This window comes from Intestinimonas butyriciproducens (assembly GCF_004154955.1).
Classification (GTDB): Bacteria; Bacillota; Clostridia; order Oscillospirales; family Oscillospiraceae; genus Intestinimonas; species Intestinimonas butyriciproducens.
In genome coordinates, this window is record NZ_CP011524.1 from 346478 (window position 1) to 370513 (window position 24036).

The 24036-nt window shown below is 63.5% G+C and carries 23 protein-coding genes; 15 read left to right on the top strand and 8 right to left on the bottom strand.

What is annotated here, in order from left to right:
* Nucleotides 1-4: 4 nt before the first annotated feature.
* Both SRB521_RS01670 and SRB521_RS01675 read right to left on the bottom strand, forming a co-directional pair.
* Entirely contained in the window at nucleotides 5-736 is a 732-nt protein-coding gene (locus SRB521_RS01670; protein ID WP_033119342.1) for a response regulator, read from the bottom strand.
* The gene (locus tag SRB521_RS01675; RefSeq protein ID WP_081960001.1) at nucleotides 733-1803 is read right to left on the bottom strand and encodes a sensor histidine kinase; all 1071 of its coding nucleotides are present in this window, start codon (nucleotides 1801-1803) and stop codon (nucleotides 733-735) included. The genes SRB521_RS01670 and SRB521_RS01675 overlap by 4 nt, the downstream gene beginning before the upstream one ends.
* A gap of 205 nt (nucleotides 1804-2008) precedes the next feature.
* Between SRB521_RS01675 and SRB521_RS15915 the strand changes: the two genes are divergently transcribed.
* Entirely contained in the window at nucleotides 2009-2179 is a 171-nt protein-coding gene (locus SRB521_RS15915; protein WP_156113824.1) for a hypothetical protein, read from the top strand.
* 153 nt (nucleotides 2180-2332) lie between these two features.
* Here SRB521_RS15915 and SRB521_RS01680 read toward each other — a convergent pair whose 3' ends face one another.
* The 4 genes from SRB521_RS01680 to SRB521_RS01695 are packed head-to-tail and all read right to left on the bottom strand — an operon-like array spanning nucleotide 2333 to nucleotide 5753.
* On the bottom strand, nucleotides 2333-3478 hold the full coding sequence (locus tag SRB521_RS01680) for an acyl-CoA dehydrogenase family protein (RefSeq protein WP_075705169.1): 1146 nt from the start codon (nucleotides 3476-3478) through the stop codon (nucleotides 2333-2335).
* A gap of 44 nt (nucleotides 3479-3522) precedes the next feature.
* Nucleotides 3523-3996 carry a MaoC/PaaZ C-terminal domain-containing protein gene (locus SRB521_RS01685; protein WP_075705170.1) on the bottom strand — a complete coding sequence of 158 codons (474 nt, stop codon included), beginning with the start codon at nucleotides 3994-3996 and terminating at the stop codon, nucleotides 3523-3525.
* Between the two features lie 38 nt (nucleotides 3997-4034).
* Nucleotides 4035-4511, bottom strand: a complete 477-nt coding sequence (locus tag SRB521_RS01690) for a MaoC family dehydratase (RefSeq protein ID WP_075705171.1) — start codon at nucleotides 4509-4511, stop codon at nucleotides 4035-4037.
* A 51-nt stretch (nucleotides 4512-4562) separates the two neighbouring features.
* Nucleotides 4563-5753 (bottom strand): CaiB/BaiF CoA transferase family protein, encoded by a 1191-nt coding sequence (locus SRB521_RS01695; RefSeq protein WP_075705172.1) that lies wholly within the window; start codon nucleotides 5751-5753, stop codon nucleotides 4563-4565.
* A gap of 26 nt (nucleotides 5754-5779) precedes the next feature.
* Here SRB521_RS01695 and SRB521_RS01700 point away from each other — a divergent pair, with 26 nt between their 5' ends.
* The 8 genes from SRB521_RS01700 to SRB521_RS01735 are packed head-to-tail and all read left to right on the top strand — an operon-like array spanning nucleotide 5780 to nucleotide 14663.
* Nucleotides 5780-7084: a M20/M25/M40 family metallo-hydrolase gene (locus SRB521_RS01700; protein ID WP_116721506.1), complete on the top strand. Its 1305-nt coding sequence runs from the start codon at nucleotides 5780-5782 to the stop codon at nucleotides 7082-7084.
* Nucleotides 7085-7100: 16 nt separating this feature from the next.
* Nucleotides 7101-8867, top strand: a complete 1767-nt coding sequence (locus SRB521_RS01705; protein WP_075705184.1) for a M3 family oligoendopeptidase — start codon at nucleotides 7101-7103, stop codon at nucleotides 8865-8867.
* A 39-nt stretch (nucleotides 8868-8906) separates the two neighbouring features.
* A complete protein-coding gene (locus SRB521_RS01710; protein ID WP_075705185.1) occupies nucleotides 8907-10655 on the top strand; it encodes a sigma 54-interacting transcriptional regulator in 1749 nt (582 codons plus the stop codon).
* On the top strand, nucleotides 10652-11707 hold the full coding sequence (locus SRB521_RS01715; RefSeq protein ID WP_116721505.1) for a uroporphyrinogen decarboxylase family protein: 1056 nt from the start codon (nucleotides 10652-10654) through the stop codon (nucleotides 11705-11707). The genes SRB521_RS01710 and SRB521_RS01715 overlap by 4 nt, the downstream gene beginning before the upstream one ends.
* Nucleotides 11708-11736: 29 nt before the next feature.
* The gene (dhaL, locus tag SRB521_RS01720; RefSeq protein WP_075705187.1) at nucleotides 11737-12375 is read left to right on the top strand and encodes a dihydroxyacetone kinase subunit DhaL; all 639 of its coding nucleotides are present in this window, start codon (nucleotides 11737-11739) and stop codon (nucleotides 12373-12375) included.
* Nucleotides 12376-12385: 10 nt separating this feature from the next.
* Nucleotides 12386-13378, top strand: coding sequence for a dihydroxyacetone kinase subunit DhaK (locus tag SRB521_RS01725; protein ID WP_207215987.1), 993 nt, complete (start codon nucleotides 12386-12388; stop codon nucleotides 13376-13378).
* Nucleotides 13379-13408: 30 nt separating this feature from the next.
* A complete protein-coding gene (locus SRB521_RS01730) occupies nucleotides 13409-13864 on the top strand; it encodes an RpiB/LacA/LacB family sugar-phosphate isomerase (RefSeq protein WP_075705188.1) in 456 nt (151 codons plus the stop codon).
* Between the two features lie 4 nt (nucleotides 13865-13868).
* Nucleotides 13869-14663: a triose-phosphate isomerase family protein gene (locus SRB521_RS01735; RefSeq protein WP_075705189.1), complete on the top strand. Its 795-nt coding sequence runs from the start codon at nucleotides 13869-13871 to the stop codon at nucleotides 14661-14663.
* A gap of 96 nt (nucleotides 14664-14759) precedes the next feature.
* Here SRB521_RS01735 and SRB521_RS01740 read toward each other — a convergent pair whose 3' ends face one another.
* A complete protein-coding gene (locus tag SRB521_RS01740; RefSeq protein WP_116721503.1) occupies nucleotides 14760-16193 on the bottom strand; it encodes a sigma-54 interaction domain-containing protein in 1434 nt (477 codons plus the stop codon).
* A 418-nt stretch (nucleotides 16194-16611) separates the two neighbouring features.
* On the opposite strand from SRB521_RS01740, the gene SRB521_RS01745 reads away from it, so the two are divergent.
* From SRB521_RS01745 to SRB521_RS01765, 5 genes are read left to right on the top strand one after another with little or no spacing between them, the layout of a single operon-like run.
* The gene (locus SRB521_RS01745; RefSeq protein ID WP_033118833.1) at nucleotides 16612-17796 is read left to right on the top strand and encodes a CaiB/BaiF CoA transferase family protein; all 1185 of its coding nucleotides are present in this window, start codon (nucleotides 16612-16614) and stop codon (nucleotides 17794-17796) included.
* 59 nt (nucleotides 17797-17855) lie between these two features.
* On the top strand, nucleotides 17856-19184 hold the full coding sequence (locus SRB521_RS01750; protein ID WP_075705193.1) for a GntP family permease: 1329 nt from the start codon (nucleotides 17856-17858) through the stop codon (nucleotides 19182-19184).
* Between the two features lie 24 nt (nucleotides 19185-19208).
* Complete coding sequence (locus SRB521_RS01755) at nucleotides 19209-19991, top strand: enoyl-CoA hydratase/isomerase family protein (protein ID WP_116721502.1); 783 nt, start codon at nucleotides 19209-19211, stop codon at nucleotides 19989-19991.
* A gap of 23 nt (nucleotides 19992-20014) precedes the next feature.
* Nucleotides 20015-21160 (top strand): acyl-CoA dehydrogenase family protein, encoded by a 1146-nt coding sequence (locus SRB521_RS01760; RefSeq protein ID WP_116721501.1) that lies wholly within the window; start codon nucleotides 20015-20017, stop codon nucleotides 21158-21160.
* Nucleotides 21157-21834: a YczE/YyaS/YitT family protein gene (locus SRB521_RS01765; protein WP_075705195.1), complete on the top strand. Its 678-nt coding sequence runs from the start codon at nucleotides 21157-21159 to the stop codon at nucleotides 21832-21834. The genes SRB521_RS01760 and SRB521_RS01765 overlap by 4 nt, the downstream gene beginning before the upstream one ends.
* A gap of 61 nt (nucleotides 21835-21895) precedes the next feature.
* On the opposite strand, the gene SRB521_RS01770 is transcribed toward SRB521_RS01765, so the two are convergent.
* Nucleotides 21896-22966: an iron-containing alcohol dehydrogenase gene (locus SRB521_RS01770; RefSeq protein WP_075705196.1), complete on the bottom strand. Its 1071-nt coding sequence runs from the start codon at nucleotides 22964-22966 to the stop codon at nucleotides 21896-21898.
* 173 nt (nucleotides 22967-23139) lie between these two features.
* Between SRB521_RS01770 and SRB521_RS01775 the strand changes: the two genes are divergently transcribed.
* Nucleotides 23140-23958 carry an SDR family NAD(P)-dependent oxidoreductase gene (locus SRB521_RS01775; RefSeq protein ID WP_075705197.1) on the top strand — a complete coding sequence of 273 codons (819 nt, stop codon included), beginning with the start codon at nucleotides 23140-23142 and terminating at the stop codon, nucleotides 23956-23958.
* Nucleotides 23959-24036: the final 78 nt, after the last annotated feature.

A 24036-nucleotide genomic window follows, 5' to 3' on the forward strand; every position in this document is an offset into this window, starting at 1 on the left:
ATATTTATATGTGGGAGTCGGGCGGGAAGTCCTCGCTGTCCGCCATCCGATAGCCCACGCCCACCTCTGTGAAGAGATAGATGGGCTCGTCGGGATTGGGCTCCAGCTTGCGGCGGATATTCGCCATATGGACCCGCAGGATCTTGTTGTCCGAGCTGGCTGCTGGTCCCCACAGCTCCCGCAGGATGTATTTATAGGTGAGGACCTGACCGGCGTGGGCCGCCAGCAGGGACACGATCCGAAATTCGTTGGGGGTGAGGCCCACGTCCCGGCCCGCCAGGAACACACGGTGCTTACGCATGTCCACGGTCAGCTCCCCCACATGGTAGCTGCCGGTGAGGGAGAGCTCGTCGTTCCCGGCGGGGGTCCTGGCGTGGCGGAGTGCGGTGCGGATACGGGCCAGCAGTTCCACGGTGCTGAAGGGCTTGGTGAGGTAGTCGTCGGCGCCCAGATCCAGGGCGCCGGCCTTGTCGTCCTCCGTGGTCCGGGCTGAAATGACGAGGATGGGGATGGAGGTCCATGACCGGATGGACCGGATGATCTCATTGCCGTCTATGTCCGGAAGTCCCAGATCCAGCAGGATGCACACCGGACAGTGGGAGGACACCAGCTCCAGGGCGCTTTTGCCGTCGTCGGCCAGGATCACGCTGTAGCCGTTGGCAATGAGGGTGGTGGAGAGAAATTTCCGGATGCCCTCGTCGTCCTCCACGATGAGGACCTTGTCTCTGACATTCATGATGGTTCTGTGCCTCCTCTTTTTGGGAGCCAAAAGGATAGGGTCGCGCCGCCGGAGGGGTTGTTCCGCGCCGACATCCCGCCGCCGTGGGCGGCCACGATGGACTGGCAGACCGACAGCCCGATGCCCATGTTCCGGCTGTCGTCCCTGGCCGTGCCGTCCTGCGCCGCATAGCTCCCGTCAAACAGATGGGGCAGGACGCCCTCGGCGATCCCCGCGCCGTTGTCCGACACGTGGAAGCAGACCCGGGAGGGCTCCTCGGCGATGTCGATATCGATTCGGGTGGCGCATTTCCCGTGAAACACCACGTTTTCCAGCAGGTTCAGCAGCACCTGTTCGATCAGGGTGGCCTCCATGGGGACCAGAAGGATGTCCTGGGGCTTATGGACCTGGATGGAGATACTGCCTCCGGTCTTGCGGAATTTGGTGATGGCGCTGCCCACGATCTCCTCCACCACCTCTTCCGTCAACTTGAGCTTGACCCCGTCCGCACTGAACTTGGTGACGGAGAGGATGTTCTCCGTCACGCGCACCAGCCACTGGGCATCCTTGTGGACCTCCAGGAGCAGGTCCCGGCGGGCGGTCTCATCCAGGTCCTGGGACTCCAACAGCGTGGAGGTGGCGCCCAGAATGGAGGAGAGGGGGGTGCGGATGTCATGGGAGACGGCCCGGAGCAGATTGGCGCGCATACTCTCGCTCTTGACCTCGTACATCAGCCGTTGCTGGTGCTTGACCTGTGTGGTGAGGGTGCTGATGATGACCGAGACCAGCAGCATAACGGTGAAGGTGAGGGGATAGCCGGACAGGGTCATATCAAAGACCCAGAAGGGATAGGTGAACATATAGTTGACACATACCACGCCGATCACCGAGGCGGCGATGCCGCAGACGTACCCGTCCGAGAAGCGGGAGATGGCGGCGACGCCCAGGATGAAGATGGGGACCGCAAAGGGGTTGTTGTCGTCGTGCAGATGGGAAAGGGCATAGCAGACCACGATACACAGCGACAGGATGGAGAGCAGAATGGCCGTGTTCCTGCACACGGAAGAACGGATCAAAGACTTCACATGGTATCACCGCCCGAAGGAAAGAGTGGGGAGAGCTCCGCCGCTCCAGTATAGCACAGTCTGCCCAAAAGAGAAATACGGGGCGGCCGGGCGGAGAGAAAAGCTTTCCGGAAAATTAGCGGACGGAGGTGCTATAATTTCAGAAAAGAGCCGCAGACCGACGGAGCGACCCGTCAAAATCGACCGCGGCGGAGAGGAGCATTTCATGCACAGCAAAGCGTATCTGGAGGCCAAGAAAGAGTTTGTGAACTGTATCGTGATGTCGCCGATCTGCCTCGGCGTGTCCCTGTTCCTCGCGTTTACGGAGTGGTATCCGATCATGAAGCGGGAACGTCTGAAGGAGGTCCAGGGCGAGCAGGAGGCCATGGCGGCCTGACCGGCCCGCGGCGGGATTAAAAGCGCTCCCCCCGGCGGATGGGACGGAGCAAGGATAGAAGAAGGAAAAAACGTACCGGCGCGGCATCTGCCGCGCCGGTACGTTTTCGTTTCTGGAGACAAAATGTACGGCCCATGTTTCCCGGCATACGCGCTATTTGAGCATGGCGCCGGAGATGACCATCTGCTGGACCTGCGAGGAGCCCTCATAGATAGAGGCGATGCGGACATCCCGGTAGAGCCGTTCAATCTCATACTCGCGGGAGTAGCCGTAGCCGCCGTGGAGCTGAAGGGACTGGTTGACAATGGAGACGGCGGCCTCGGCGGCAAAGTACTTGGCCATGGAGGCGGCCTTGTCCGCCGGCCGCCCGTTGTCCATGAGCCAGGCGGCGTGATATACCAGGCCGCGGGCGGCGTTGAGCCGGGTCTCCATATCGGCCAGCATAAAGGCGACGGCCTGGTTTTTGCACAGGGGGCGGCCGAACTGGACCCGGTTCTTGGTGTGGGACACCGCTAGGTCAACGGCCTCCTGGGCGATGCCCAGGGACATGGCGGCCACGCCGACGCGGCCCACGGACAGGGTCTTCATGGCGTTGAGAAAGCCCATGTCCACCTCGCCGATGACACAGTCGGCGCCCACGCGCACGTCCTCCAGCACGATGTCGCTCACCGGGACGCCCCGCTGCCCCATCTTCTCCTCGTGCTTGCCGCAGGAGACGCCGGGCAGGGACATATCCACCACGAAGGCGGTGATGCCCTTGGCCCCCTTGTCGGGGCTGGTCTTGGCGTAGAGAATGGCCTGACTGGCCATGGGGGCGAAGGTGATGAAGCATTTGCGGCCGTTGAGGAGATAGCTGTCCCCGTCCCGTTCGGCCCGGGTGGTCAGGCTGGCCGCGTCGCTGCCGGCGTTGGGCTCGGTGAGGCCGAAGGCGATGAATCGCTCCCCGGCGGCCACCCCGGGCAGGTACGCCTGCTTCTGGGCCTCGGTGCCGGAGAGGACGATGGGGGCGGTGGCCAGGGAGTTGGCCGAGGAGAGAAAGAGGGTGGCGGTGACCGACTTCCGGGCCAGTTCCTCCATGGCGCAGACGTAGCTGCGCATATCCAGGCCCAGGCCGCCGTATGCCTCGGGGATTTTCAGGCCCAGAAAGCCCAACTCGGCCATCTGCTTCACCACGTCCAGGGGAAAGGCGTCGGTCCTGTCCACCTCGGCGGCGATGGGGGAGAGAGTCCTGTCGGCAAAGTCACGGGCCATCTCGCGGATGCTCTCGTGATCCTCGTTGAAAAAGGGGGATGCGCTCATATGCTGTCTACCTCCGAAATCCTAAGTGATGGGCGGGGCCGCGGTTACATGTGCCCTTTTTCGCTGGAAATGAGGAACACCAGCCGTTCCTCGGCCACCTGCTCGTCGTTCTGGTTGTAGACGAACACGTGGAACGTGACCAGACCCCGGCCGGGCGTTTTGGTGGGGCGCTTCTCCACCGGGATGAATTTGCAGTAGATGGTGTCCTCAAAGCGGACCGGCTCCTGATAGCTGATCTGCATGTCCAGCAGGGCCACGGTGGTGCCCTCGAACATCAGGGTCTGTGTCAGAAGGCCGGTGCTGACGATGAAGGTGACGTTGCCGTAGGCGATACGGGAGCCGTAGATGGTGCCTTTGCCGTAGACGTCGTTGGTGTGGGTGGCGCTCCAGTCGCCGGAGAGACCGGCGAAATTTACGATGTCGGCCTCCGTGATGGTGCGCGCGCCGGTGATATATTCCTCGCCCAGCTCCCACTGGTCGTAAGTCCTGCCGCGGAACTCGTAATCTCTGATTCCCATAGGGCTTGCTCCTCCTTAAAGCCTGTAAAGACAGGCGCTTATTCCATGTGGTCCCGGTCCGTGGCCATCAGGATGACCCAGGTCCCGTCCATGACCATCTCGTCCCGCTGATTGAACACGCAGATGCGGTAGGTGATGATGCCGCGGCCCGGCTTTTTGGACAGCCGCTTGGCGGTGGGGGTCATGGTGAGGCAGATGGTGTCGCCCACATAGACGGGCCGGAGGAAGCGCATCTGCTGGTCCAGAAGGCCGATATAGCTCCCATCCACCCACAGAGTCTGGCAGTCCAGGCCGTTTGCGATGATGAACGTGAGTCCGCCCGGCACGATGGGGCGGCCGTACACGGTGTTTTCCGCGTAGAGCGCGTTGGTGTAGAGGGGGCTGTAGTCCCCGGAGAGGGAGCAGTAGCGGGCTACGTCGGCCTCGCAGATGGTGCGTGCGCCGGTGGTGTATGCCCGGTTGAGCTCCCATTCGTCATAGAGCATGCCCTTGAAATCATAATGAAGAACGCCCATAGTCTTGGTTCACTCCAATCATCCATGTTTCCCCCGGCGGGGGAGAAGGGGTCAGCGGATCACGCCTTCGTTTCTGAGCCGCTCCCGCTCGGCGTCGGTGTAGCCCAGGCCGGAGAGAATGGCGTCGGTGTGCTCGCCCAGGTGGGGGGGCATGGAACGGATCCGGCCGGGGGTCCGGCTCATCTTCACGGGGATACCCTTATCCTTATACTTGCCCATACCCTCGTACTCCATATCCACCACCATCTCCCGGAAGAGGACCTGCTCGTCCTGCATGACCTCGCTGATCTTCAGAACAGGGGCGTAGAGCTGGCCGTATTCGGTAAAGATCGCCTCGATCTCCTTCCGGGTGCGCTGGGAGGCCCAGTCCTGAATGATGTCGTGGAGCTCTCCGATGTGCGCCCAGCGCTGGGCGGAGGTCTTGTAGGCAGGGTCCTCGCCCAGGTCGGGGCGACCGATGGCTTGGGCAAAGCGGCTCCAGTCCCGGGGGGTGGAGTTGCCCAACTGGCAGTAGCCGTCCTTGGCCTCGAAGAGATCGTAGGGGTAGTCGGACAGGTCCCGGTTGCCGATCCGCTCCGGCTCCTGGCCCATCAGGGAGCACTGGACGAAGCAGTGCTGGAGCAGGGCCACCAGGGAGTCCACCATGGATACGTCGATGTACTGGCCCTGGCCGGTGCGCTCCCGGTGGTAGAGGGCGTACAGGATGCCCTGGGTGAGGAACATGCCGGCCACACTGTCGCCGAAGGCCACGCCGGAGGCGGTGGGTTTGCCCTCCGGCGCGGGCCAGCCGGTGACGTACATGAGGCCGCTGAGGGCCTCGGCCAGGTTGGAATAAGCGCCGCGGGTGGCGTAGGGTCCGGTCTGCCCGTAGCCGGAGAGGGAGGCCATGATGATGTCGGGCTTGACGGCGCGCATGGCCTCGTAGTCGATGCCCAGCTTACGGGTCACGCCGGGGCGGAAATTTTCCACCACGATGTCGGCGTCCTTGACCAGCTCAAAGAGGATCCGCTTGCCCTCCGGGCTCTTCAGGTTGAGGGCCACGCTCTTTTTGTTCCGGTTCATGTACAGGAAATGGATACCCTGTCCGTTGACGGAGGGGTTCCAGCTCCGGGAGCCGTCGCCCCCGGCCGTATTTTCGATTTTGATGACCTCCGCGCCGAAGTCTGCCAACTGCATGGTGGCGATGGGGGCGGAGTAGGCGGTGCTCAGATCGACGACCTTGATGCCTTCCAGGACCTGCATAGGTAAAGCTTGGGAGCGTGAATCAAATGGAAAACCAGGACCGGGCCATGCGCTATGCCCGGCAAATCGCGCGCATGATCCAGGTGGACACGGTGCGGCGGCCCGGAGCGGACAAGGAGAACTTCGACCGCCTCCACGCCGTGATGGCGGAGCTCTTCCCCTGTGTGTTCGAGGGCTGCCGCCGGTGGGAATTTGAGAGCAGCCTGCTCTTCTGCTGGCCCGGGAAGACCCGGAGGGCCCTGGTGCTCATGAGCCACCAGGATGTGGTGGAGGCGTCCGGCGCATGGAAATATCCCCCCTTCTCCGGCACCATCGCCGAGGGGAAGTTGTGGGGCCGGGGGGCCCTGGACGTGAAGGGCAACCTCCACGACATCTTCCAGGCGGTGGAGGAGCTCATGGAGGCGGGGTACACCCCCGAGTGGGACGTGTACATCGCCGCCAGCCATGAGGAGGAGACCGGCGGCAATACCCTCATCGTGGACTTCCTGCGGGAGCAGGGGATCGTCCCCGAGATGTTGGTGGACGAGGGCTCGTCCATCCAGCCCTGCCCGGTGCCGGGCTTCGACGGCCACGCGGCCATGGTGTCGGTGGCGGAAAAGGGTTATATCGACGTCAAGTGTGTGGCCCGGGGGCCCGGCGGCCACGCCAGCATCCCCGGCAAGGGGACGCCGCTGCCCCGCCTGGGCGCCTTCATGTGCGAGGTGGAGAACACCGATTTGTTCCCCGTCCGCCTCAGCAGCGCCAGCGCCGAGATGTACCGCCGCATGGCGGCCCTCTCCGCCGACGAGGGGGAGCGGGCCTACCTGACCGCCATCGCCGAGGAGCGCCCCGGCTGGCAGGAGAGCCTGGGGGAGCGGCAGAAGGAGATGCTGGGCACCACCATCGCCTTCACCATGGCCGGTGGCTCCCAGGCCGCCAACGTCATCCCCCAGGAGGCCTATGTGATCTGCAACATCCGCGTGGCCCCCGGCGAGACGGTGGCCGGAGCGGTGGCGGCCCTGCAGGCGGTGGCGGACCGGCATCAGGTGGAGCTGGAGGTCCTCCGCTCCAACGAGCCCAGCCCCGTCACCGACCCCAGGGGAGAGGCCTTCGTCCGGGTGGAGCGGGCCATCCAGGCCGCATGGCCCGGCACCGAGGTGCTGCCCTTCCTGCTCTCCGGCGGTACAGACACCAAGCATTTCGTGAGCCTGTGCCCCAACTGTCTGCGCTTTACCGCCTATCGGATCAGCGCGGATCAGCAGGTCCGGTGCCACGCCATCGACGAGAACATCGACCTGGACACCATCCCCAACGGGGTGGACTTCTTCAAGAACCTGATCCAGGGGCTGTAAGGAGGGCGAGAACGGCATGGAAGCAAACGAGGGGCGCTGGGATCTGAGCGCCCTGTACAACGGATTTGACGACCCGGCCTTTGAGGCGGACATCGCCCGCCTGGACGGGATGATGGAGGCATACCGGCAGCAGGTTCGGAGTCTGGACGGCCTGGACGCGGCGGCGCTGGCCGACCTGCTGGGCCGGGAGGAAGCGATGTGGGTGGTGGGCGCCGACCTGCAGAAGTTCACCGACATGCGCCGGGAGGCCGACGCCGGGGACAGCCAGGCGGTGAGCGCCATGGGGCGGCTGAAAAAGCTGTTCGGCAGCGTGGCGGGGGAGGCCGCTCTGGTGCGCCGCTGGATGGGAGGGCTCGTCCTCACCGAGGCGGACTATGCCGCCCACCCCATCCTGGCGGACTACCGCTTCTTCATCGGCGAGGAGGCGGAAAAGGGCCGGCACATGCTGGATACCTCCGCCGAGGAGCTCCTGGGCCGGATGCAGGGTTGCGCGGGCGGCGCCTGGACCGACCTGCGGGGCTACCTTACCTCCTTCGCCCACGCGCCCATGAACGGAAAAGAATACACGCTGACCCAGCTCCGGGGCTTCATCCACAGCCCGGACAAGGCCCTGCGCAAGGCCGCCTTCGAGGCGGAGCTCGCCTGCTCCAAGAGCATCGAGGGGGGGATGGCCTTCGCCCTCAACGGCGTCAAGGAGCACATGAACCTGATGGCCGAGCTGCGGGGCTACGGCGACGTGATGACCATGACCATGGCCCAGTGCCGCATGCAGCCGGAAACCCTCAAGGCGCTGTGGGGCGCGGTGGAGGACGCCCTCCCCAAATTCCACGCCTATCTCTGCAGGAAGGCCAGGGTGCTCGGCTATGAAAAGGGCCTTCCCTGGTACGAGCTGTGCGCCGGCCTGGGGGAGAGCGGGCAGCGCTTCGACACCGAGGGGGCGCGGGCCTACCTGGTGGAGCTGCTGGGCGCTTTCGCCCCCGATCTGGGCGAGATGGTGGACCGGGCCTTCCGGGAGCACTGGATCGACTTCTATCCCCGGCCGGGGAAGAGCGGCGGCGCCTTCTGCCGGAATCTCTCCAATCAGAAGCAGAGCCGGGTGCTGACCAACTTTGAGGGTAATCTGGACGGAGTGGTGACCATTGCCCACGAGCTGGGACATGCCTACCACGGGCACCTCATCCAGGACCACCGGCCCCTGAACCGGACCTATACCATGCCCGTGGCCGAGACGGCCTCTAACTTCAACGAGACCCTGGTCATGAACGCGGCCATTGCTCGGGCCCGGGGACAGGAGAAGCTGGCGCTGCTGGAGCAGCGGCTCCAGGACTACACCCAGGTCATCTGCGACATCTACTCCCGCTTCCTCTTCGAGAGGGAGGTGTTCGAGGAGCGCAAGGGAGGCTTCCTCTTCCCGGAGCGGCTGTGCCGGATCATGGCCGAGACCCAAAAAACGGCCTACGGCCCCGGGCTGGACCCCGCGTGCCTCCATCCCTATATGTGGGTCAACAAGGTCCACTACTATTACACCACATTGAGCTTCTACAACTTCCCCTACGCCTTCGGCGCCCTGCTGGCCACCGGGCTCTATGCCCGCTACCAGAAGGAGGGGGCGCCCTTCGTCGAGAAGTACCGCGCCTTCCTGCGCTCCACTACGGTGTCCACCGTGGAGGAGGCTGCAGCGGTGGCCGGCATCGACGTGACCCAAAAGGCGTTCTGGGCGGAGAGCCTGGCCATGGTGGCCGGACAGATCGACGAGTTCCTCCTCATGACGGAGGACGCCTGAAAAAGCCCGGCGGGGCCGGAAAGAGAGGAGTGCAGCCTGATGCGCGATATGGCCCGGGAGAACGGGGAGCAGTTCGCGCTGCTGCCCTATAAGGAGGAGATCGGCACCCTCGCCCAGTCCCTGAAGGGGGTCCTGGGCGCAGACGTCATCGTGGTGGACAAGTACCTCAACCGGATCGTGAACACCTTCCACTACCGGTACAACTCCGCCGACATCAGGATTAACTCTGTGGTGGGGAACATCGTTACCACCCAGAAGCTGCAGATGATCTATGACCGAAAGTACTTCACCGACTGTGTGAACTGTCCGGACTACACCACCTGTGAGCTGGGCGGTGTGTTCGGCACCCCCATCATGTGCGGCGGGGAGTGCATCGGCGCCATCGCCCTGCTGGTGGAGCCCAACCAGGTGGTGTCCTTCCAGCAGAAGCAGACGCCGGTCATCGATTTCCTCCAGCAGATTTCGATTCTGATCTCCGAGATGGTGCGCAGCGCCTCCAACAGCCGCCTGCTCCAGGCTGTCCGGACCAAGTTTCGGGTGGTGCTGGACAGCGTCAATGAGGCTGCGGCCATCACCGATTCCTCCGGCGTGGTCTTTTTCGCCAACCGATATTTTATGGATTTCTTCTCCGACGGACAGGCCGTGGTGGGCAGCCGCATCGACGAGATCTTTACCCGCTGGAAGCTCCAGGCCCCTCCGGAGGGGGAGAAGCGCAGCCTCATCGACAACTCTTTCTACAAGAAGGGGCCGGAGGTGCTCCACCTCCGGGGCATCCAGAGCATGGCGGTCGGAGAGGAGGGCCCCCTTTTCCTCTACATCTTCGACAAGGTGGATGCCCTCCCGTTCCTCCGCTACCAGACCCAGAGCACCTATTCCCCCGAGCTGGTGGACCAGTTCTTCGGCAGGAGCCCCGCCATGGAGCGGGCCAAGCTGAACACCCAGCGGGCCATGCGCAACCAGCTCTCCATCCTGGTGGAGTGCCCGGACCGCAGGCAGGCCGACGCGCTGGCAAGGCTCCTGTTCATGCGCTCTATCCAGGACAATTACCAGATCGTCAAGGTGGACTGCTCCGAGGACGAGCGTATTTTGGAGACGGTGCTGCTGGACCGGGAGGAGGGCTCCCCGGGCGTCCTCTTCCTCAGCCAGGAGAGCGTGGTGTACCTCTATGGCATCGACCACCTGCCCATGTACCTGCAAAACAAGCTGGCAAAATCCCTGCGGGGGAGCTGGGACGACGAGGCGCCCGCCCATGTGAGGGTCATCGCCACCAGCGGCCGGAACCTGTACGCGCAGGTGAAGAAGGACCGCTTCTCCATGGAGCTCTACAACATGATCTCCCGGAACAAGATCTCTATCCCGCAGGTGAGCGGGGTGCCTGAGGACATCCGCTTCTACTTTGAGAAGTACCTGGAGCGCTACTGCGGCATCTACGGACAGCCGCCCATCCGGGTGGGCGGGGAGGCATGGAGCTTTCTGGAGCGGCGGCGCTGGGAGGGCGGTGTCCAGGAGATCCGGGAGACCGCCGAGCGCATCGTCATCCGGGCGGAGGGGGAGGAACTGGGTCTGGAGGAGCTGGCCGCCTTCTTCCCGGAGGAGAGCCTCCGGCCCCAGAACAGGGGCATCGTGGAGGACAGCATCGAGTCCCAGCTGCGCAGGCTGCTGGGCGCGGGCATGACCAAGGAAAAGATCGCGGAGGAGATGGGCGTCAGCCGCGCCACGCTCTACCGCTGGATCGAAAAATTCAAACTCAACGAATCGGCATTACGAGAAAGGGAGTCAGCAGGATGATGACAGGAACACAGCGCATCAAAGCCTTACTGGATGGGAGCCCCATCGACCGCACCCCCATCGGCGGGTGGTACCACATGCCTCTGGTGGACCGCAATGTGACGGATTTCACCCGGGAGCTCATCGCCTCCACCGACCTGAACAAGTGGGATTTTATCAAGATCATGACCAACGGCCACTTCTACACCGAGGCCTACGGCGGTGACATTGCGTTCTCCAAAGTCAACACCATGTGGAGCGGCACCATCAAACGCTACCCCATCCGCTCCGCCGCCGATGCCCGGAACCTGCCCGTGCTGGGCATCGACAACCCCGTGTGGCAGCGGGAGCTGAAGATCCTGCGGAACCTGAAGGACTACTACCAGGACCGCCTGCCCATCGTGGCCACCATCTTCAATCCCCTCACCGCCGTCCAGGAGTGCGCCGGATGCCTGGACCCCGTGCCCATGCTCCATCTGATGGCCGAGGACCCCGACGCCCTGCACAAGGCCCTGGAGGCCATGACCCAGACCAACTTCATCTACCTCGACGCCCTCTTTGCCGAGGGGATCGACGGCATCTTCCTGGCCAATCAGTACTCCATGTCCCACCTCCTCACCGACGCCCAGTATGAGGAGTTCTGCCAGCCTTATGAGGCCCGCATCCTGGAGCACTGCAAAGGGCACACCTGGTTCAACATGGCCCACATCCACGGCTCGCGGAACCTGCGCATGGACCGCTACCTCTCTTACAGCGACGACCTGCTTCAGGCCCTCAACTGGGAGTGCTGTCCCGTGGGCGTGCCGGCGGAAGAGGTCACCACCATCGCCGACGTGCGCGCCAAGACCGACAAGATCATCATCGCCGGCTTTGATCAGGACCACGACTTCATCACTCCCAAAAACGACCGCGAGGCGGTGAAGGCCGTTCTCAAGCGGCGCTTCTTGGAGGCGGAAAAGGAGAACGGTTCCAACCGCTTCATCTTCGCGCCCGGCTGCTGTCTGGCCCACGGCGGCTCTTATCTCAATGCGCTCATCTATGAAGTGGCGGAGGAACTGGGCCAGAGCAAATAAACCGATTACAGGAAAGGAATGGAATTGCAATGGAGCAACTCAATTACGCCCAGGTCAGGGATATGCTCCTCTACGTGGCGGAGCAGATCATCGACAGCAAGGCCCTCCTGACGGAGGTGGACAGCCAGATCGGCGACGGCGATCACGGCATCGGCATGGAGCGGGGCATGAAGAAGGCCAAGGAAAAGCTGCTGAGCATGGAGAGCGGCTCCAATGTCTATGCCCTGTTCCAGGAGATGGGCAAGACCATGCTCATGAGCATGGGCGGCGCCTCCGGCGTGATCTTCGGCACCATGTTCATGGGCGGGGCCAAGGGAAAGCCCGAGCGCAGCAGTCTCGACGGCGCGGCCCTCATCGAGCTTTTGGAGGGGAGCCTGGCCCAGATCAAGGAGCGGGGCAAGGCGCAGGTGGGCGACAAGACCATGGTGGACGCCCTGGAGCCAGCCGTGGAGCGGATGAAGTCCTGCGCCGGGACCAGCGACCTGGGCGAGATGCTCTCCCAGGCGGCCGAGGCGGCCCGGGAGGGCATGGAGGCCACCAAGAATTATCAGGCCAAGTATGGAAGGGCCAAATCCCTGATGGAGCGCGCGCTGGGCCACCCGGACGCCGGCGCCACCTCCACCTGGATCATCTTCCGTTCTATGGCCGAATACGTACAGAAGCTGTGAGGTGAGGGATATGCCGAAAAAAATCATGAATCTGCCCGAGGACTGCGTCAGCGAGGCCATGGAGGGCTTCCTGGCCGCCAACAAAGACTATGTACAGGTGGAGGGTGCCTCCGCCATCCGGGTCCGCAACCTCAAGGACAAACCCGCCATGATCGTGGGCGGCGGCAGCGGCCATGAGCCCATGTTCGGCTATTTTGTGGGAGAAAATCTGGCCGACGCCTCCGTGGCCGGCAGCGTGTTCACCTCCCCCGACCCCGGCAGCATCCTTCAGGCCGCCCAGGCCGTGGACCGGGGCAAGGGTATCCTCTTCGTCTACGGCAACTATTCCGGCGACAACATGAACTTTGACATCGCAGGTGAGATGCTGGGCGATATGGATATCCCGGTAAAGACCGTGCGGGTGTGGGACGACGTGGCCTCCGCGTCCAAGGAGAACTACCTGGACCGCCGGGGCATCGCCGGCAACGTGCTGGTCATCAAGATCGCCGGCGCCGCCACCGCCTCGGGGCTGGACCTGGAGGAGGCCTACCGGGTGGCCTGCAAGGCCCGGGACAACGTGTACAGCATCGGCGTGGGCCTCTCCGGCGCCACTATCCCCGGCGAGGATAAGCCTATCTTTACCCTGGCCGACGACGAGATGGAGTACGGCTTGGGCATCCACGGCGAGCCGGGCGTCCGCCGGGTGAAGCTCCAGACCGCGGACGAGATTGTGGAGGAGCTGGTGGAGAAGATCCTGGAGGACTCCGGCATCCAGGCCGGGGACACCGTGTGCACCCTGGTCAACGGCCTGGGCGCCACCCCCCCGCTGGAGCTGTACGTCATGAACCGCAAGCTGGCTCGGCTCCTCCAGGAGAAGGGCATTCAGGTCCACGATATGGACGTGGGCACCTACGTCACCTCCCTGGAGATGGCGGGAGCCTCCGTCACCATCCTGAAGCTGGACGACGAACTGAAGAACTATTACGATATGCCCTGCCGCTCCCCCTACTACAAGAAGGGCTGAGGGGCGCGGGGGCAAAGGAGAGATTCCGCCATGACCATCGTAGTGGGCTGCGACAACGCGGCCGTCGAGTTAAAGAACACCCTGATCGCCTGCCTGAAGGAGCAGGGGGTCACGGTGGAGGACGAGGGGTGCATGGACGCCTCCGACCCCACCGTCTACCCCCTTGTGGCCAAGCGGGTGTGTGAGAACATCATCCGCAGCGGCTACGCCAAGCGGGGGGTGCTGGTGTGCGGCACCGGCATCGGCATGTGCATCACCGCCAACAAGTTCCCCGGCATCCGGGCCGCGGTGGGCCACGACTGTTTCTCCGCCGAGCGGTCCATCCTCTCCAACAACGGCAATGTCCTCTGCTTCGGCGCCCGGGTCATCGGGCCGGAGCTGGCCAAGAAGATCCTCAGGGAGTGGATCACCCTGGAGTTTCAGGACGGCTCCTCCACCCCCAAGGTACAGGCCATTCTCGACATCGAGCGCGAGAACATGAAGTGAGCGGGTGACGCAGGTGAAAGGGAAAAAGGTCTACCTGGGCACCAACACCAAGATGTACAAGGGCGTGGCCGACACGGCGTCCTACCTGGAGGAACTCTGCCGCCTGACCGGCGACCTGAGCCGGGAGGCGCTGGAGCTCTTCGTCATCCCATCCTTCACCGCCCTGGAATCCGCCCGGCGCTGCGCGCCGAGGGAGCTGGTACGGCTGGGCGGACAGAATATGGGCTGGGCCGGGGAGGGCCCCTACACCGGCGAGATCTCCCCCAAAATGCTGCTGGAGGTGGGGGCCGACATCGCCGAGCTGGGTCACTCCGAGCGCAGGCATGTGCTGGGGGAGACGGACGAGATGGTGAACCGCAAGGTCCTGTGCGCGGCGGAATACGGGCTCACCGCCCTGCTGTGCATCGGAGAGACCGCGGAGGAGAAGGCGCGTGGACTGGCCGACGAGGTGCTCCGCACCCAGCTCAAGGCGGGGCTCTACGGCCTGGGCGCCGGGGGCGCGGAGCGGCTCTGGGTGGCCTATGAGCCCGTCTGGGCCATCGGAGAGCACGGCGTGCCCGCCACCAAGGAGTACGCCGAAGCGCGCCACGACACCATCCGGCGCACCCTGACGGAGCTCTACGGCGAGCAGGCGGGTCAGGCGGTGCCCCTCCTCTACGGGGGGAGCGTCAACCCGGACAACGCCGTGGGTCTGATCCGGATGGAGAACATCGACGGGCTGTTCATCGGGCGCAGCGCCTGGGACGCCCGGAAATTCAACGCCATCATCCGGGATGTGCTGGCCGCCGCAGACGGCTGAGCCAAACAAGAGAGAAGAGAGAAGCGCGTGTGAAAGGCCCGCGGCCTCCCCGCATCGGGGAGACCGCGGGCCTTCGTGTGCCATAAGAGGAAGGCGTCAAAAAGTGTTCAGGCGGCGGTAGAGCTTGCTGCGGGAGATCCCCAGCAGTTCGGCCGCCTTCTTTTTGTTCCCGTGGGCCCGCACCAGGGCGTCCACGATCTGTTGCCGCTCGATCCGGCTGGCCTCACTGACCACATCCGGCGCGGAGGCGGCCTCCGGAACGGGGACCGGATGGGTGGAGGACCCGGCCGCCGCCCCGGAGGGAGAGACAGGGGGCCGGCCGGGCACGCCCCGGATCAGGCGGGAGATATCCTGCTCCCGGATAAAATCCCCGTCGCTGAGGACCACCGACTGCTCCACCACATTGCGGAGCTGACGCACATTCCCGGGCCAGTCGTAACGCTCCATCAGGGAGAGCGCACCGGGCGCGAGACACTTGTGAGAGTGATATTTCTGGTTGAGTTTGTGGAGGAAGAAGTCCGCCAGCAGCGGTACGTCTCCCGTCCGCTCCCGCAGCGGCGGGATGCGAAGCTGGATGACCTCCAGGCGGTAATACAGGTCCTCCCGGAAGAGCCCTTGCTCCACCATGGACGGGATGTCCCGGTTGGTGGCCGAGATGATGCGGATATCCAGATGGGTGGGCTCGGTGCCACCCACCCGGATGATCTCCTGATTCTCCAGCACCCGCAGCAGCTTGACCTGGAGCTCCAGGGGGATGTCCCCCACCTCGTCCAAAAAGACCGTACCGCCGTTGGCGGCCTCGAAAAGGCCCGTTTTTCCCTTCCGCATGGAGCCGGTGAAGGCCCCCTCCACATAGCCGAAGAGCTCCGACTCCAGCAGGGAAGGGGACATCATGGGAATGCACACCGGCACAAAGGGCTTACCGGAACGGGCGCTGCGCTCATGGATGTGCCGGGCCATCAGGTCCTTGCCCACGCCGGATTCCCCCGTGAGCATCACCGCCGTGTCCGCCTTGGCCACTCGGTCCGCCGTCACGATGCTCCGCCGCATGGCCTCGCTCTGGTAGATGGTCTGGGGGCCGGACCGAAGCCGGTTCTTCAGCTCGGCCACCTCTCCCCGGTAGTAGGCCACCTGATGGCGGAGAAGCTCCACCTCGTGGTCGATGCTGGCGGGCTTGAGGGAGTGACACAGGGCATACTCCACCTCGCCCTGCTCATTGCGGAGCAGCTTGGTCTCGGTGTAGACGGGAAAGCCGTCCTTGGACTCCGAGAGCTCCCCGCAGTCCTTCCCCTCCGCCAGCGCCTTCAGGCTGGGAGAGCGGTCGTAGTACTTCTCCGCCACCAGGTCATAGGCGCTCTTGTGCCTCAGGTCCTCCGCCTCCAGGCCCATATCGGTCAGAAAGGCATCGGAGGCGAAGATAAAGTTCCCGTCCGCGTCGATGAGCATGATGGGGGCCAGACGCCCCACCTCCAGCAGGATCTTTTGATAAAACCGTGCCTTTTCCTCTGCGCCCAGCCTGAAAAATTCCACGCCGCCTGCCCCCTTTGTCCTATGTCCAAACCGCAGTCCGGCTGTTCCAGTCCATTATGACATGTCAGGAGGGAAAAAATCAACCGCTCCACCACGTCGGCCTGTCCACGTGTTTCAATATGTGTCAAAAGTGTCCTGTTCTGTGCCGGATGGGGTGAGACAAAGCAAAAAAAGACCTTGCCGGCCGGGCGCCTCCGGCCTGGAACACATTCGGACACGGCGGCGGATACCCGGACACATCAGAACACGGAAATCTCCTTTATTTTGGGAAAACAGGGGGAGAACAGCGCCGAAAACAAAAAGAAAATCGGCGATCTGCACAAATTTCGAGTTGGCATGAACCTTGCATGATAGCAGGTGTGACGCAACCGGACCGGAAGGTTCGGACAGATCCAATTTCTAGGAGGAGGGTATTCCTATGAGCAATCATCTGGAGGGAATCCGGGTCGTGGAGCTGGGCACCCATGTGGCCGTGCCCAAGGCGGCCCGGATCATGGCGGACTGGGGCGCGGAGGTCATCAAGGTGGAGCCCCCCAAGGGGGAGCCCTGGCGCTATGTGGGGCCCGGCTACGAGATGCCGGCCGGGCCGGACAACAATCCCATCTTCGAGGTGGAAAACATCAACAAAAAGAGTGTGGCCCTGAATTTGAAAACCCCCGAGGGCCAGGCCGCCATGAAGACACTCATCCGGAGCGCCGACGTATTCATTACCAACACCCGCACCAAGGCCCTGGAGAAGCTGGGGCTGAGCTATGAGGCTCTCCGGGAGGAGTGCCCGGGCCTCATCTATGTCCACTTCGGCGCCTTCGGTCAGAAGGGGCCGGAAAAGGACTTCCCCGGCTTTGACATCGCCTCCTTCTGGGCCAAGAGCGGCACCCTGGTGGAGTGGACCCTGGCCGACGACAAGCCCTTCAAGCCCCAGCCCGGCTTTGGCGACGGCGCCTGCGGCGCCATCATGCTGGACGGTATCCTGGCGGCCCTCATCAAGCGGGGACGCACCGGCAGGGGCGAGCACATCCAGACCTCCCTTTACTCCGCCGCCCTGTGGTACAACAGCATCGGTCTCATCTGCGGTCAGCCCCGGTACGGGCTGAAATTCCCCAAGGAGATCCACACCGACCCCCTGGTGCCCCCCTACAAGAGCAAGGACGGCTACTGGGTGATGGCATCCAGCCCCTCCTGGAGCGATCTCTATCCCAAGGTGTTCCGGCTCATCGGCCTGGAGTCCTACATCGGCGATCCCATGCTCCACGAGCGGGATGCCGCCCGGGCCAATTACCACAAGGTCTGCGCCCTCATCGCAGAGGCCTGGGGCAGGATGACCGCAGACGAATTGATGAGCGCCTTCTCCCAAAACGGCATCGTCTGTTCCCGGCTGCTGGGGCCCAACGAGCTCTATGACGACGAGCAGGCCTGGGCCAACGACTACCTCACCCGGGTCACGCTGGAGAACGGCGACGACCTGGTGGTGCCCCGGGTGCCCGTCCAGTTCGGTGATGAGGAGCCCCCCGCTCAGCGCATCGCCCCCGCCCTGGGCGCGGACACCGAAGAGGTCCTGACCGGCCTGGGTTACACCCGGGAGCAGATTGCCGCCCTGAAATGACACCCGCGGCCGGCCCCTCCGGGCGCCGGTCCCAATAAAATGTAGAGAGAGGGATTTTTGTGACGGGTATTCCTGCGGTATTGATTTTGCTGGTCTGCGTCATCATCTTTATCTATCTGTGTTATCAGGGGTTCCCCCCAACGGTGATGGCGCCCATTATGGCCATGGTGGTCCTGCTGACCGCCGGTATGGATGTGTACGACGGCATGACCGGCGCCTATATGACCGGCGCCACCAATTTCATCAAGAATTATTTCCTCATGTTCCTCACCGGCGCTGTCTTTGCCAATCTGATGGCAGCCAGCGGCGCGGCCCGTTCCATCGGACTGGCCCTGGCCAAGCTGGCCAAAAAGTTTCCCGGCCATGAGACCTACGCCGCTCTGTGGTGCTGCGTGCTGGTGGGCGTGGTCATCACTTACGGAGGCGTGATGATCTTTGTGGCCTTCTTCACCATCATTGCCATCGTCAAGGAGATGTATGAGGAGCTGAACGTGCCGTGGAAGATGTACACTGTGGGCGCCTTCGGCACCGCCGCCCTGTCCATGACCATGATCCCCGGCTCCCCCTCCGCCAACAACGCCGTGGCCGCCGGCTGGTTGGGCACCAACGCGATGTCCGGACCTGTGCTGGGACTGTTCGCCGTGGTCCTTTCCATCCTTTTCGGCCATGTCTATTTCACCATCCAGGTCAGGAAGATCAAGGCCAGCGGCGAGGGCTTTCTCCCCACGGGAAAAGGGATCTCCGAAGTGCAGTTTGAAAATCCGGAACCCATGAATCTGCTGGCTGCGCTGCTCCCCTCCATCGTACTCCTCGTCGTCCTCAACGTCCTGGATATGGGCGTCACCATCGCCTGCTTTGTGGGCATCGTGGTGGCCCTTGTCGACTTCGGCCTGGTCCAGAAGCGGTTCCGCCTCAAGGAGGCCATCGCCCTGATGGGGACCGGTACCAGCCAGGCCATCAATTCCGGCTTCGTTACCGCCATGGTCATCGGCTTTGGAAGCTGCGTGGCCGCCACTGCCGGCTATGCCTGGATCATCGAGAAGCTCTTCAATCTCCCGGGCCCCGCCGAGTATCAGATCGTCATCGCCGTGGCCATCGCCGCCGCCATGTCCGGCTCCCCCTCCGGCGGCCTGAACATCGCCCTGGAGAATTTGGGCCAACACTTCCTGGAACTGGGCATCAATCCCGGCGTCATCCACCGTATCTCCGTGGTGGCCTCCGGCAGCCTGGACTCCCTGCCCAGCTGCGCCACCCTGATCAACGAGTTCAATCAGGCACGCCTCACCCAGAAAGAGGCCTATTTTAACATGTTCTGGCTCAACACCGTCTGGCCCCTGGTCCTGTGCTTTATCCTGGCGTTTCTGTCCTCCACATTCGGCATCTGCTGACATCACCAAGGAGATGAATGTTCTATGGAATACAAAAAGATCCTCTATGAGGTGAGGGACGGCGTGGCCGTCATCACCATCAACAGCCCCAAGACCCTCAACGCCATCACCGATGAGATCATCGAGGAGCTCTACCAGGCCATCACCGCCGCGGAGGCCGACGACGGGGTGCGGGTGATGGTCCTCACCGGCGCGGGCAAGGCATTCTGTGCCGGGGGAGAGCTGGGCTCTTTCCGGGAAGGGCTGGAGAACGGGACCCTGGATATGGCGGCCAACATGCGCAATTCCTCCCGGCTGCCGGTGGCCATCAAGACCTCCGGAAAGCCGGTCATTGCCGCCGTGCGGGGTGCCGCCGCCGGAGCGGGGTGCAGCCTGGCGCTGTGCTGCGACTTCTGCTTCGCTGCCGACAACGCCAAATTCATCGAAGCATTTGTGGGTGTGGGGCTGCTGCCCGACACCGGCGGGCTCTACGCCCTGGCCAAGGCGGTGGGCGACGCCCGGGCCGTCCAGATGTGCATGACGGGCGAGCCCGTGAGTGCTGAAAAGGCCCTGGAGTACGGCATTGCCTACCGGGTGGTGCCTGAGGCGGAGCTGGAGGAGAAGGTCATGAAGTTTGCCCTCCGACTGGCGGCGGGCCCCTCCAGCTGCTACAGGGCCGTCAAGCGGATGGAGTGGGAGACCGGCTGGAAGGACTTTGGGGACTACATGGCCCTGGAGCAGGAGTTCCAGGCCGAATGCGCCGCCTCCCCCAACTTCCGGGAGGGCGTGTTTGCCTTCCTGGAAAAGCGCCCCCCAAAATTCCAGTGACCGACCCGAAAGGAGATACTGCCATGAGCGGATATGTTTTGACTGAGATGCAGAAGGACCTGCAAAAGTTTGCCCGGGATTTTGCCCAGAAGGAGCTGGGCCCCATTGCCGCCGAGATCGACCGCACCCACGGGCCCTTCCCCGTGGAGGTGTTCCGGAAGTTCTGCGACGCCGGCTTCAACACCATGTTCCTGCCTGAGGCTTATGGCGGACAGGGCTTCGGCGCCTTCGACATGGTGCTGGTGAACGAAGAATTCGCCAAAGTGGACGCGGGGTTCATCTGCAGCGCCACCACCGGAGAGTTCGGCATCGAGCCGGTGATGCTCTTCGGGACCGAGGAGCAAAAGCACTACTACATGGACTTCCTCCTCAACGGCAAGCTGGGCGCCTTTGCCCTCACCGAGCCCGACGCCGGCAGCGACGCCGGAGCCACCCGCACCGCTGCGGTGCGGGATGGGGACGACTACATCCTCAACGGCCGAAAGTGCTTCATCACCAGCGGCGGTCTGGCCGACGTGTACACCGTGTTCGCCACGGTGGACCGCAGCCTGGGCACCAAGGGCATCACCTGTTTCATCGTGGAAAAGGACCGGCCCGGCGTGTCCGTAGGCAAGGCCGAGGACAAGATGGGCATGGTGCTCTCCAACACCACCGATCTCCTCTTTGAGAACGTCCGTATCCCTGCCAAGAACCGGGTGGGCGAGGAGGGCAAGGGCTTCAAGATCGCCATGACCTGCCTGGACCGCAGCCGGGGGGTGAATTCCTACGGCGCCCTGGGCATCGCCCAGCGGGCCATTGACGAGAGCGTGGCCTATGCCAAACAGCGCAAGACCTTCGGCAAGCCCATCATCGCCCACCAGATGGTGCAGGGGCTGCTGGCGGATATGGAGATCCAGACCACCGCCGCCCGGGCCCTGCTGTGGCACTGCGCCCGGATGGTGGACGAGGGAGTCTACGACTCCAAGCTGGGCACCGTCACCAAGGCTTTCATCAGCGACGCGGCCATGCAGGTGACCACCAATGCGGTGCAGGTACTGGGCGGCTACGGCTACTCCCGGGAATATCCGGTGGAGAAGCTGATGCGGGATGCCAAACTGTGGCAGATCTTTGAGGGCACCAACCAGGTCCAGCGCATGGTCATCGCCGGGGCCATGGCCGCCGGGAAATGAGCACGGCGGCCAACACCGGGGCCGCCCTTCCGAAGAGGCTCCTGATCTGCGCCCTGGGACTGCTGTGCTACGCCTCCGGAGTGGCGGTCACCAAAAACTGTGATCTGGGCATCTCGCCCATCGTCAGTGTGGCGTACGTCCTCTCCCTGATCACACCCATCACCATGGGCTGGTGCACCACGCTGGTAAACCTGGTGTTTTTCCTGCTCCAGCGCCTGCTGCTCCGGCGGGAATACCCCCTGTGGATGATGGGGGCACAGTTCCTCATGAGCGTCCTGTTCAGTGTGACCATCGACCTCACCGCCGTCCTCTTCGGCTTTCTGGCCGGGTGGGCTCCGCCCTACCCGGCCCGGCTGGCGGTCTTTGTTCTGGGCTGCGCCGTGCTGGCCCTGGGGGTGTTCCTCATCGTCTCGGCGGACTTTGTGGTGCTGCCCGCCGAGGGGTGCGTCAACGCCGTCGTCCGCCGTACGGGCCTGCGGTTCGGCACGGGGAAGGTGCTCTTCGACGGCGCCATGGTGGCGGTGACGGTGGCCGTCTCCCTCCTCTGCTTCCGGCAGGTCCGGGGAATCCGGGAGGGGACCCTGATCGCAGTGGTCCTCATCGGCACCTTTGCTCGGCACATCGGGGAGCGGCTGGGGCCCGCCCTGGAGCGGCATCTGGCCGCGGCTACATGACAAAAGAGCGCGCCGCCCGTATGGGCGGCGCGCTCTGCCGTGAGAAAGGTCGGAGCCGCGCTCAGAGCGCCTCCTCCAGAGCGGCACGCAGGAGGGACATGTCCGCAGGCGTGGTGATGTTGGCGTCTGCGGCAATGGTCTGGAGGAAAAAGTCCCGCTGAGCACCGGAGCAGTCGTACTCCAGGTCCGCCAGGGTCAGGGGCATGTGCATGTCGGCCATCAGGCTCCGGACGGCCTGGATCTCCTCCTGAGAGGAGCCGTTATAAGCCATCTGGACCAGCAGACCCACCGCCACCATCTCGCCGTGGAGAAAATGATAGCTGGCCTCGGTATGATGGGTGCGCAGGAAGTCATAGGTGGCATGGGCCACGGCCAACTGCCCGGAGCCGTCAGCAAACCCGCTGACGATGGAGGTGTGGAGCAGATTGGTGAGCACTGCGTCCTGGAAGCGCCGGGCCGCGCCGCCGTTTTTGTAGAGGTCCCGGCCCTCGCCCATCAGAAATTCAAAAATGGCCCGGCTGTTGACGACCTGGATGTACTCCTCCAGCGTGCAGTCCCGATAGCTCCCGATCTTCTTTTGATGGAAGCATTCGGGCATCTTGGCCATGGAGTCCAGAATCCCGGCGGCCAGCGTGCGGCGGGGGGCGGAGGCGATGAGGCCGGTGTCGGCGATGCACACATCCACCTCCTTGCTCAGGTTGACGGCCGGGGCCCGTTGGCCCTTCTCATTATACATAATGCAGACCATGGAGGTGGCCACGCAGGTGGCGATGGAGGTGGGCACTGTGATGATGGGGAGGCCGGCGAAATGGGCGGCGCACTTCATCTCGTCGATGCACTTGCCGCCCCCCACGCCCACCAGGACCGTGCAGCCCTCCGACCGGGCCAGCGCGGCGTAGGTCTCGGCCCAGGCGACGGTGCAGTAATCGGTGTGGCGGCGGACCACACAGGAGACACCGGCGGCGTCCAGGCTTTCCCGCGCGGCATCCATCACCCGGTCCACCGAGGTGGGGCCGCCCACAAGAAGAGCCTTCCCGCCCAGACGCATGATCTCTCCCGCCAGAAGGGAGATCACTCCCTCGCCGTGAAAGAATTTTCCGCAGCCGACCTTCAACGCGGAGACAGCTTCCATTTGAGATCCCTCTTTCTGTGATTATATATGACATCATACAATTTAGACCTATCTTACGCGCAGACCTGCCCAATGTCAAGGGCTTTTCAAAAAGAAATCTGTTTACTTTGCGGAAAGAAAGGCATAAAATAAAAGTATGATATCATACAAAATATTGAAGAGGAAGTGTCGGTATGGAATTGGGTCTGAAGGGTAGGGTCGCCGTGGTGACGGGCGGCGCCACCGGGATCGGGCGGGCCATCGCGGAGGCCTTTGCCGGAGAGGGCTGCGCGGTGGCCATCGGCGCCCGCCGGGAGGAGAAGCTGGCGGAGGCGGAGGCGGACTTCACCGCCCGGGGGTGGGAGATCTACACCCAAAAGGTGGATGTGACCCGGGAGGAGGAGGTATCCGACTTCGCCGCGCAGGTCTTCCGCCGCTTCGGGCGGCTGGACGTTTGGGTGAACAACGCGGGGATGACCTGCCATGCCCCCATGGATCAGGTGAGTCTGGCATTCTGGCGGGAGGTCATCGACACCAACCTGACGGGGGTCTTCCTGGGGTCCAAATACGCCGCCAGAGAGATGCGGAAGGGCGGAGGCGGCATTATCTTCAACGCAGGCTCCTTCCAGTCCCTGTTCCCGGCGGCGGGCTCCGGCCCCTACGGCGCGGCCAAGGCGGGGGTATGCAGCCTCACCCGCTCGCTGGCCGGGGAATACGCCAGGGATCACATCCGGGTGCTCACCTATATCCCCGGCGTCATCGAGACGCCCATGACCCGGATCGACGACTGGGCGGCGGCCACAGGGCAGCGGGACAACATTCCCATGGAGCGGCTGGGCGTGCCCCAGGACCTGGCCGACACCATCGTGTTTCTGGCCTCGGACCGGGCCTCCTATATCAACGGCGTCAGCATCGAAATCACCGGCGGAAAGTTCTGTGTACAGAATCCCAGATACGCCTGGACGGCGGGAGACCGGGAGGAGGGGAGAGGGAGCCGGTCTGAGACGGCCTGACATCATATCAACAGATAAAAGGGAACGTTGGCAAATAGGCTAAATATTTACAACAAAAATTGTCGAAAACGTAGAAGC

Excerpts from the sequence above, each read along its gene's own strand:
- SRB521_RS01725 (WP_207215987.1), top strand. The coding sequence starts at position 12,386 with ATGCCGAAAAAAATCATGAATCTGCCCGAGGACTGCGTCAGCGAGGCC.
- SRB521_RS01705 (WP_075705184.1), top strand. The coding sequence starts at position 7,101 with ATGGAAGCAAACGAGGGGCGCTGGGATCTGAGCGCCCTGTACAACGGA.
- SRB521_RS01730 (WP_075705188.1), top strand. The coding sequence starts at position 13,409 with ATGACCATCGTAGTGGGCTGCGACAACGCGGCCGTCGAGTTAAAGAAC.
- dhaL (WP_075705187.1), top strand. The coding sequence starts at position 11,737 with ATGGAGCAACTCAATTACGCCCAGGTCAGGGATATGCTCCTCTACGTG.
- SRB521_RS01690 (WP_075705171.1), bottom strand. The coding sequence starts at position 4,511 with ATGGGCGTTCTTCATTATGATTTCAAGGGCATGCTCTATGACGAATGG.
- SRB521_RS01755 (WP_116721502.1), top strand. The coding sequence starts at position 19,209 with ATGGAATACAAAAAGATCCTCTATGAGGTGAGGGACGGCGTGGCCGTC.
- SRB521_RS01765 (WP_075705195.1), top strand. The coding sequence starts at position 21,157 with ATGAGCACGGCGGCCAACACCGGGGCCGCCCTTCCGAAGAGGCTCCTG.
- SRB521_RS01710 (WP_075705185.1), top strand. The coding sequence starts at position 8,907 with ATGCGCGATATGGCCCGGGAGAACGGGGAGCAGTTCGCGCTGCTGCCC.
- SRB521_RS01745 (WP_033118833.1), top strand. The coding sequence starts at position 16,612 with ATGAGCAATCATCTGGAGGGAATCCGGGTCGTGGAGCTGGGCACCCAT.
- SRB521_RS01715 (WP_116721505.1), top strand. The coding sequence starts at position 10,652 with ATGATGACAGGAACACAGCGCATCAAAGCCTTACTGGATGGGAGCCCC.
- SRB521_RS01685 (WP_075705170.1), bottom strand. The coding sequence starts at position 3,996 with ATGGGAATCAGAGATTACGAGTTCCGCGGCAGGACTTACGACCAGTGG.
- SRB521_RS01700 (WP_116721506.1), top strand. The coding sequence starts at position 5,780 with ATGGAAAACCAGGACCGGGCCATGCGCTATGCCCGGCAAATCGCGCGC.
- SRB521_RS01760 (WP_116721501.1), top strand. The coding sequence starts at position 20,015 with ATGAGCGGATATGTTTTGACTGAGATGCAGAAGGACCTGCAAAAGTTT.
- SRB521_RS01680 (WP_075705169.1), bottom strand. The coding sequence starts at position 3,478 with ATGAGCGCATCCCCCTTTTTCAACGAGGATCACGAGAGCATCCGCGAG.
- SRB521_RS01670 (WP_033119342.1), bottom strand. The coding sequence starts at position 736 with ATGAATGTCAGAGACAAGGTCCTCATCGTGGAGGACGACGAGGGCATC.
- SRB521_RS01770 (WP_075705196.1), bottom strand. The coding sequence starts at position 22,966 with ATGGAAGCTGTCTCCGCGTTGAAGGTCGGCTGCGGAAAATTCTTTCAC.
- SRB521_RS01775 (WP_075705197.1), top strand. The coding sequence starts at position 23,140 with ATGGAATTGGGTCTGAAGGGTAGGGTCGCCGTGGTGACGGGCGGCGCC.
- SRB521_RS15915 (WP_156113824.1), top strand. The coding sequence starts at position 2,009 with ATGCACAGCAAAGCGTATCTGGAGGCCAAGAAAGAGTTTGTGAACTGT.
- SRB521_RS01695 (WP_075705172.1), bottom strand. The coding sequence starts at position 5,753 with ATGCAGGTCCTGGAAGGCATCAAGGTCGTCGATCTGAGCACCGCCTAC.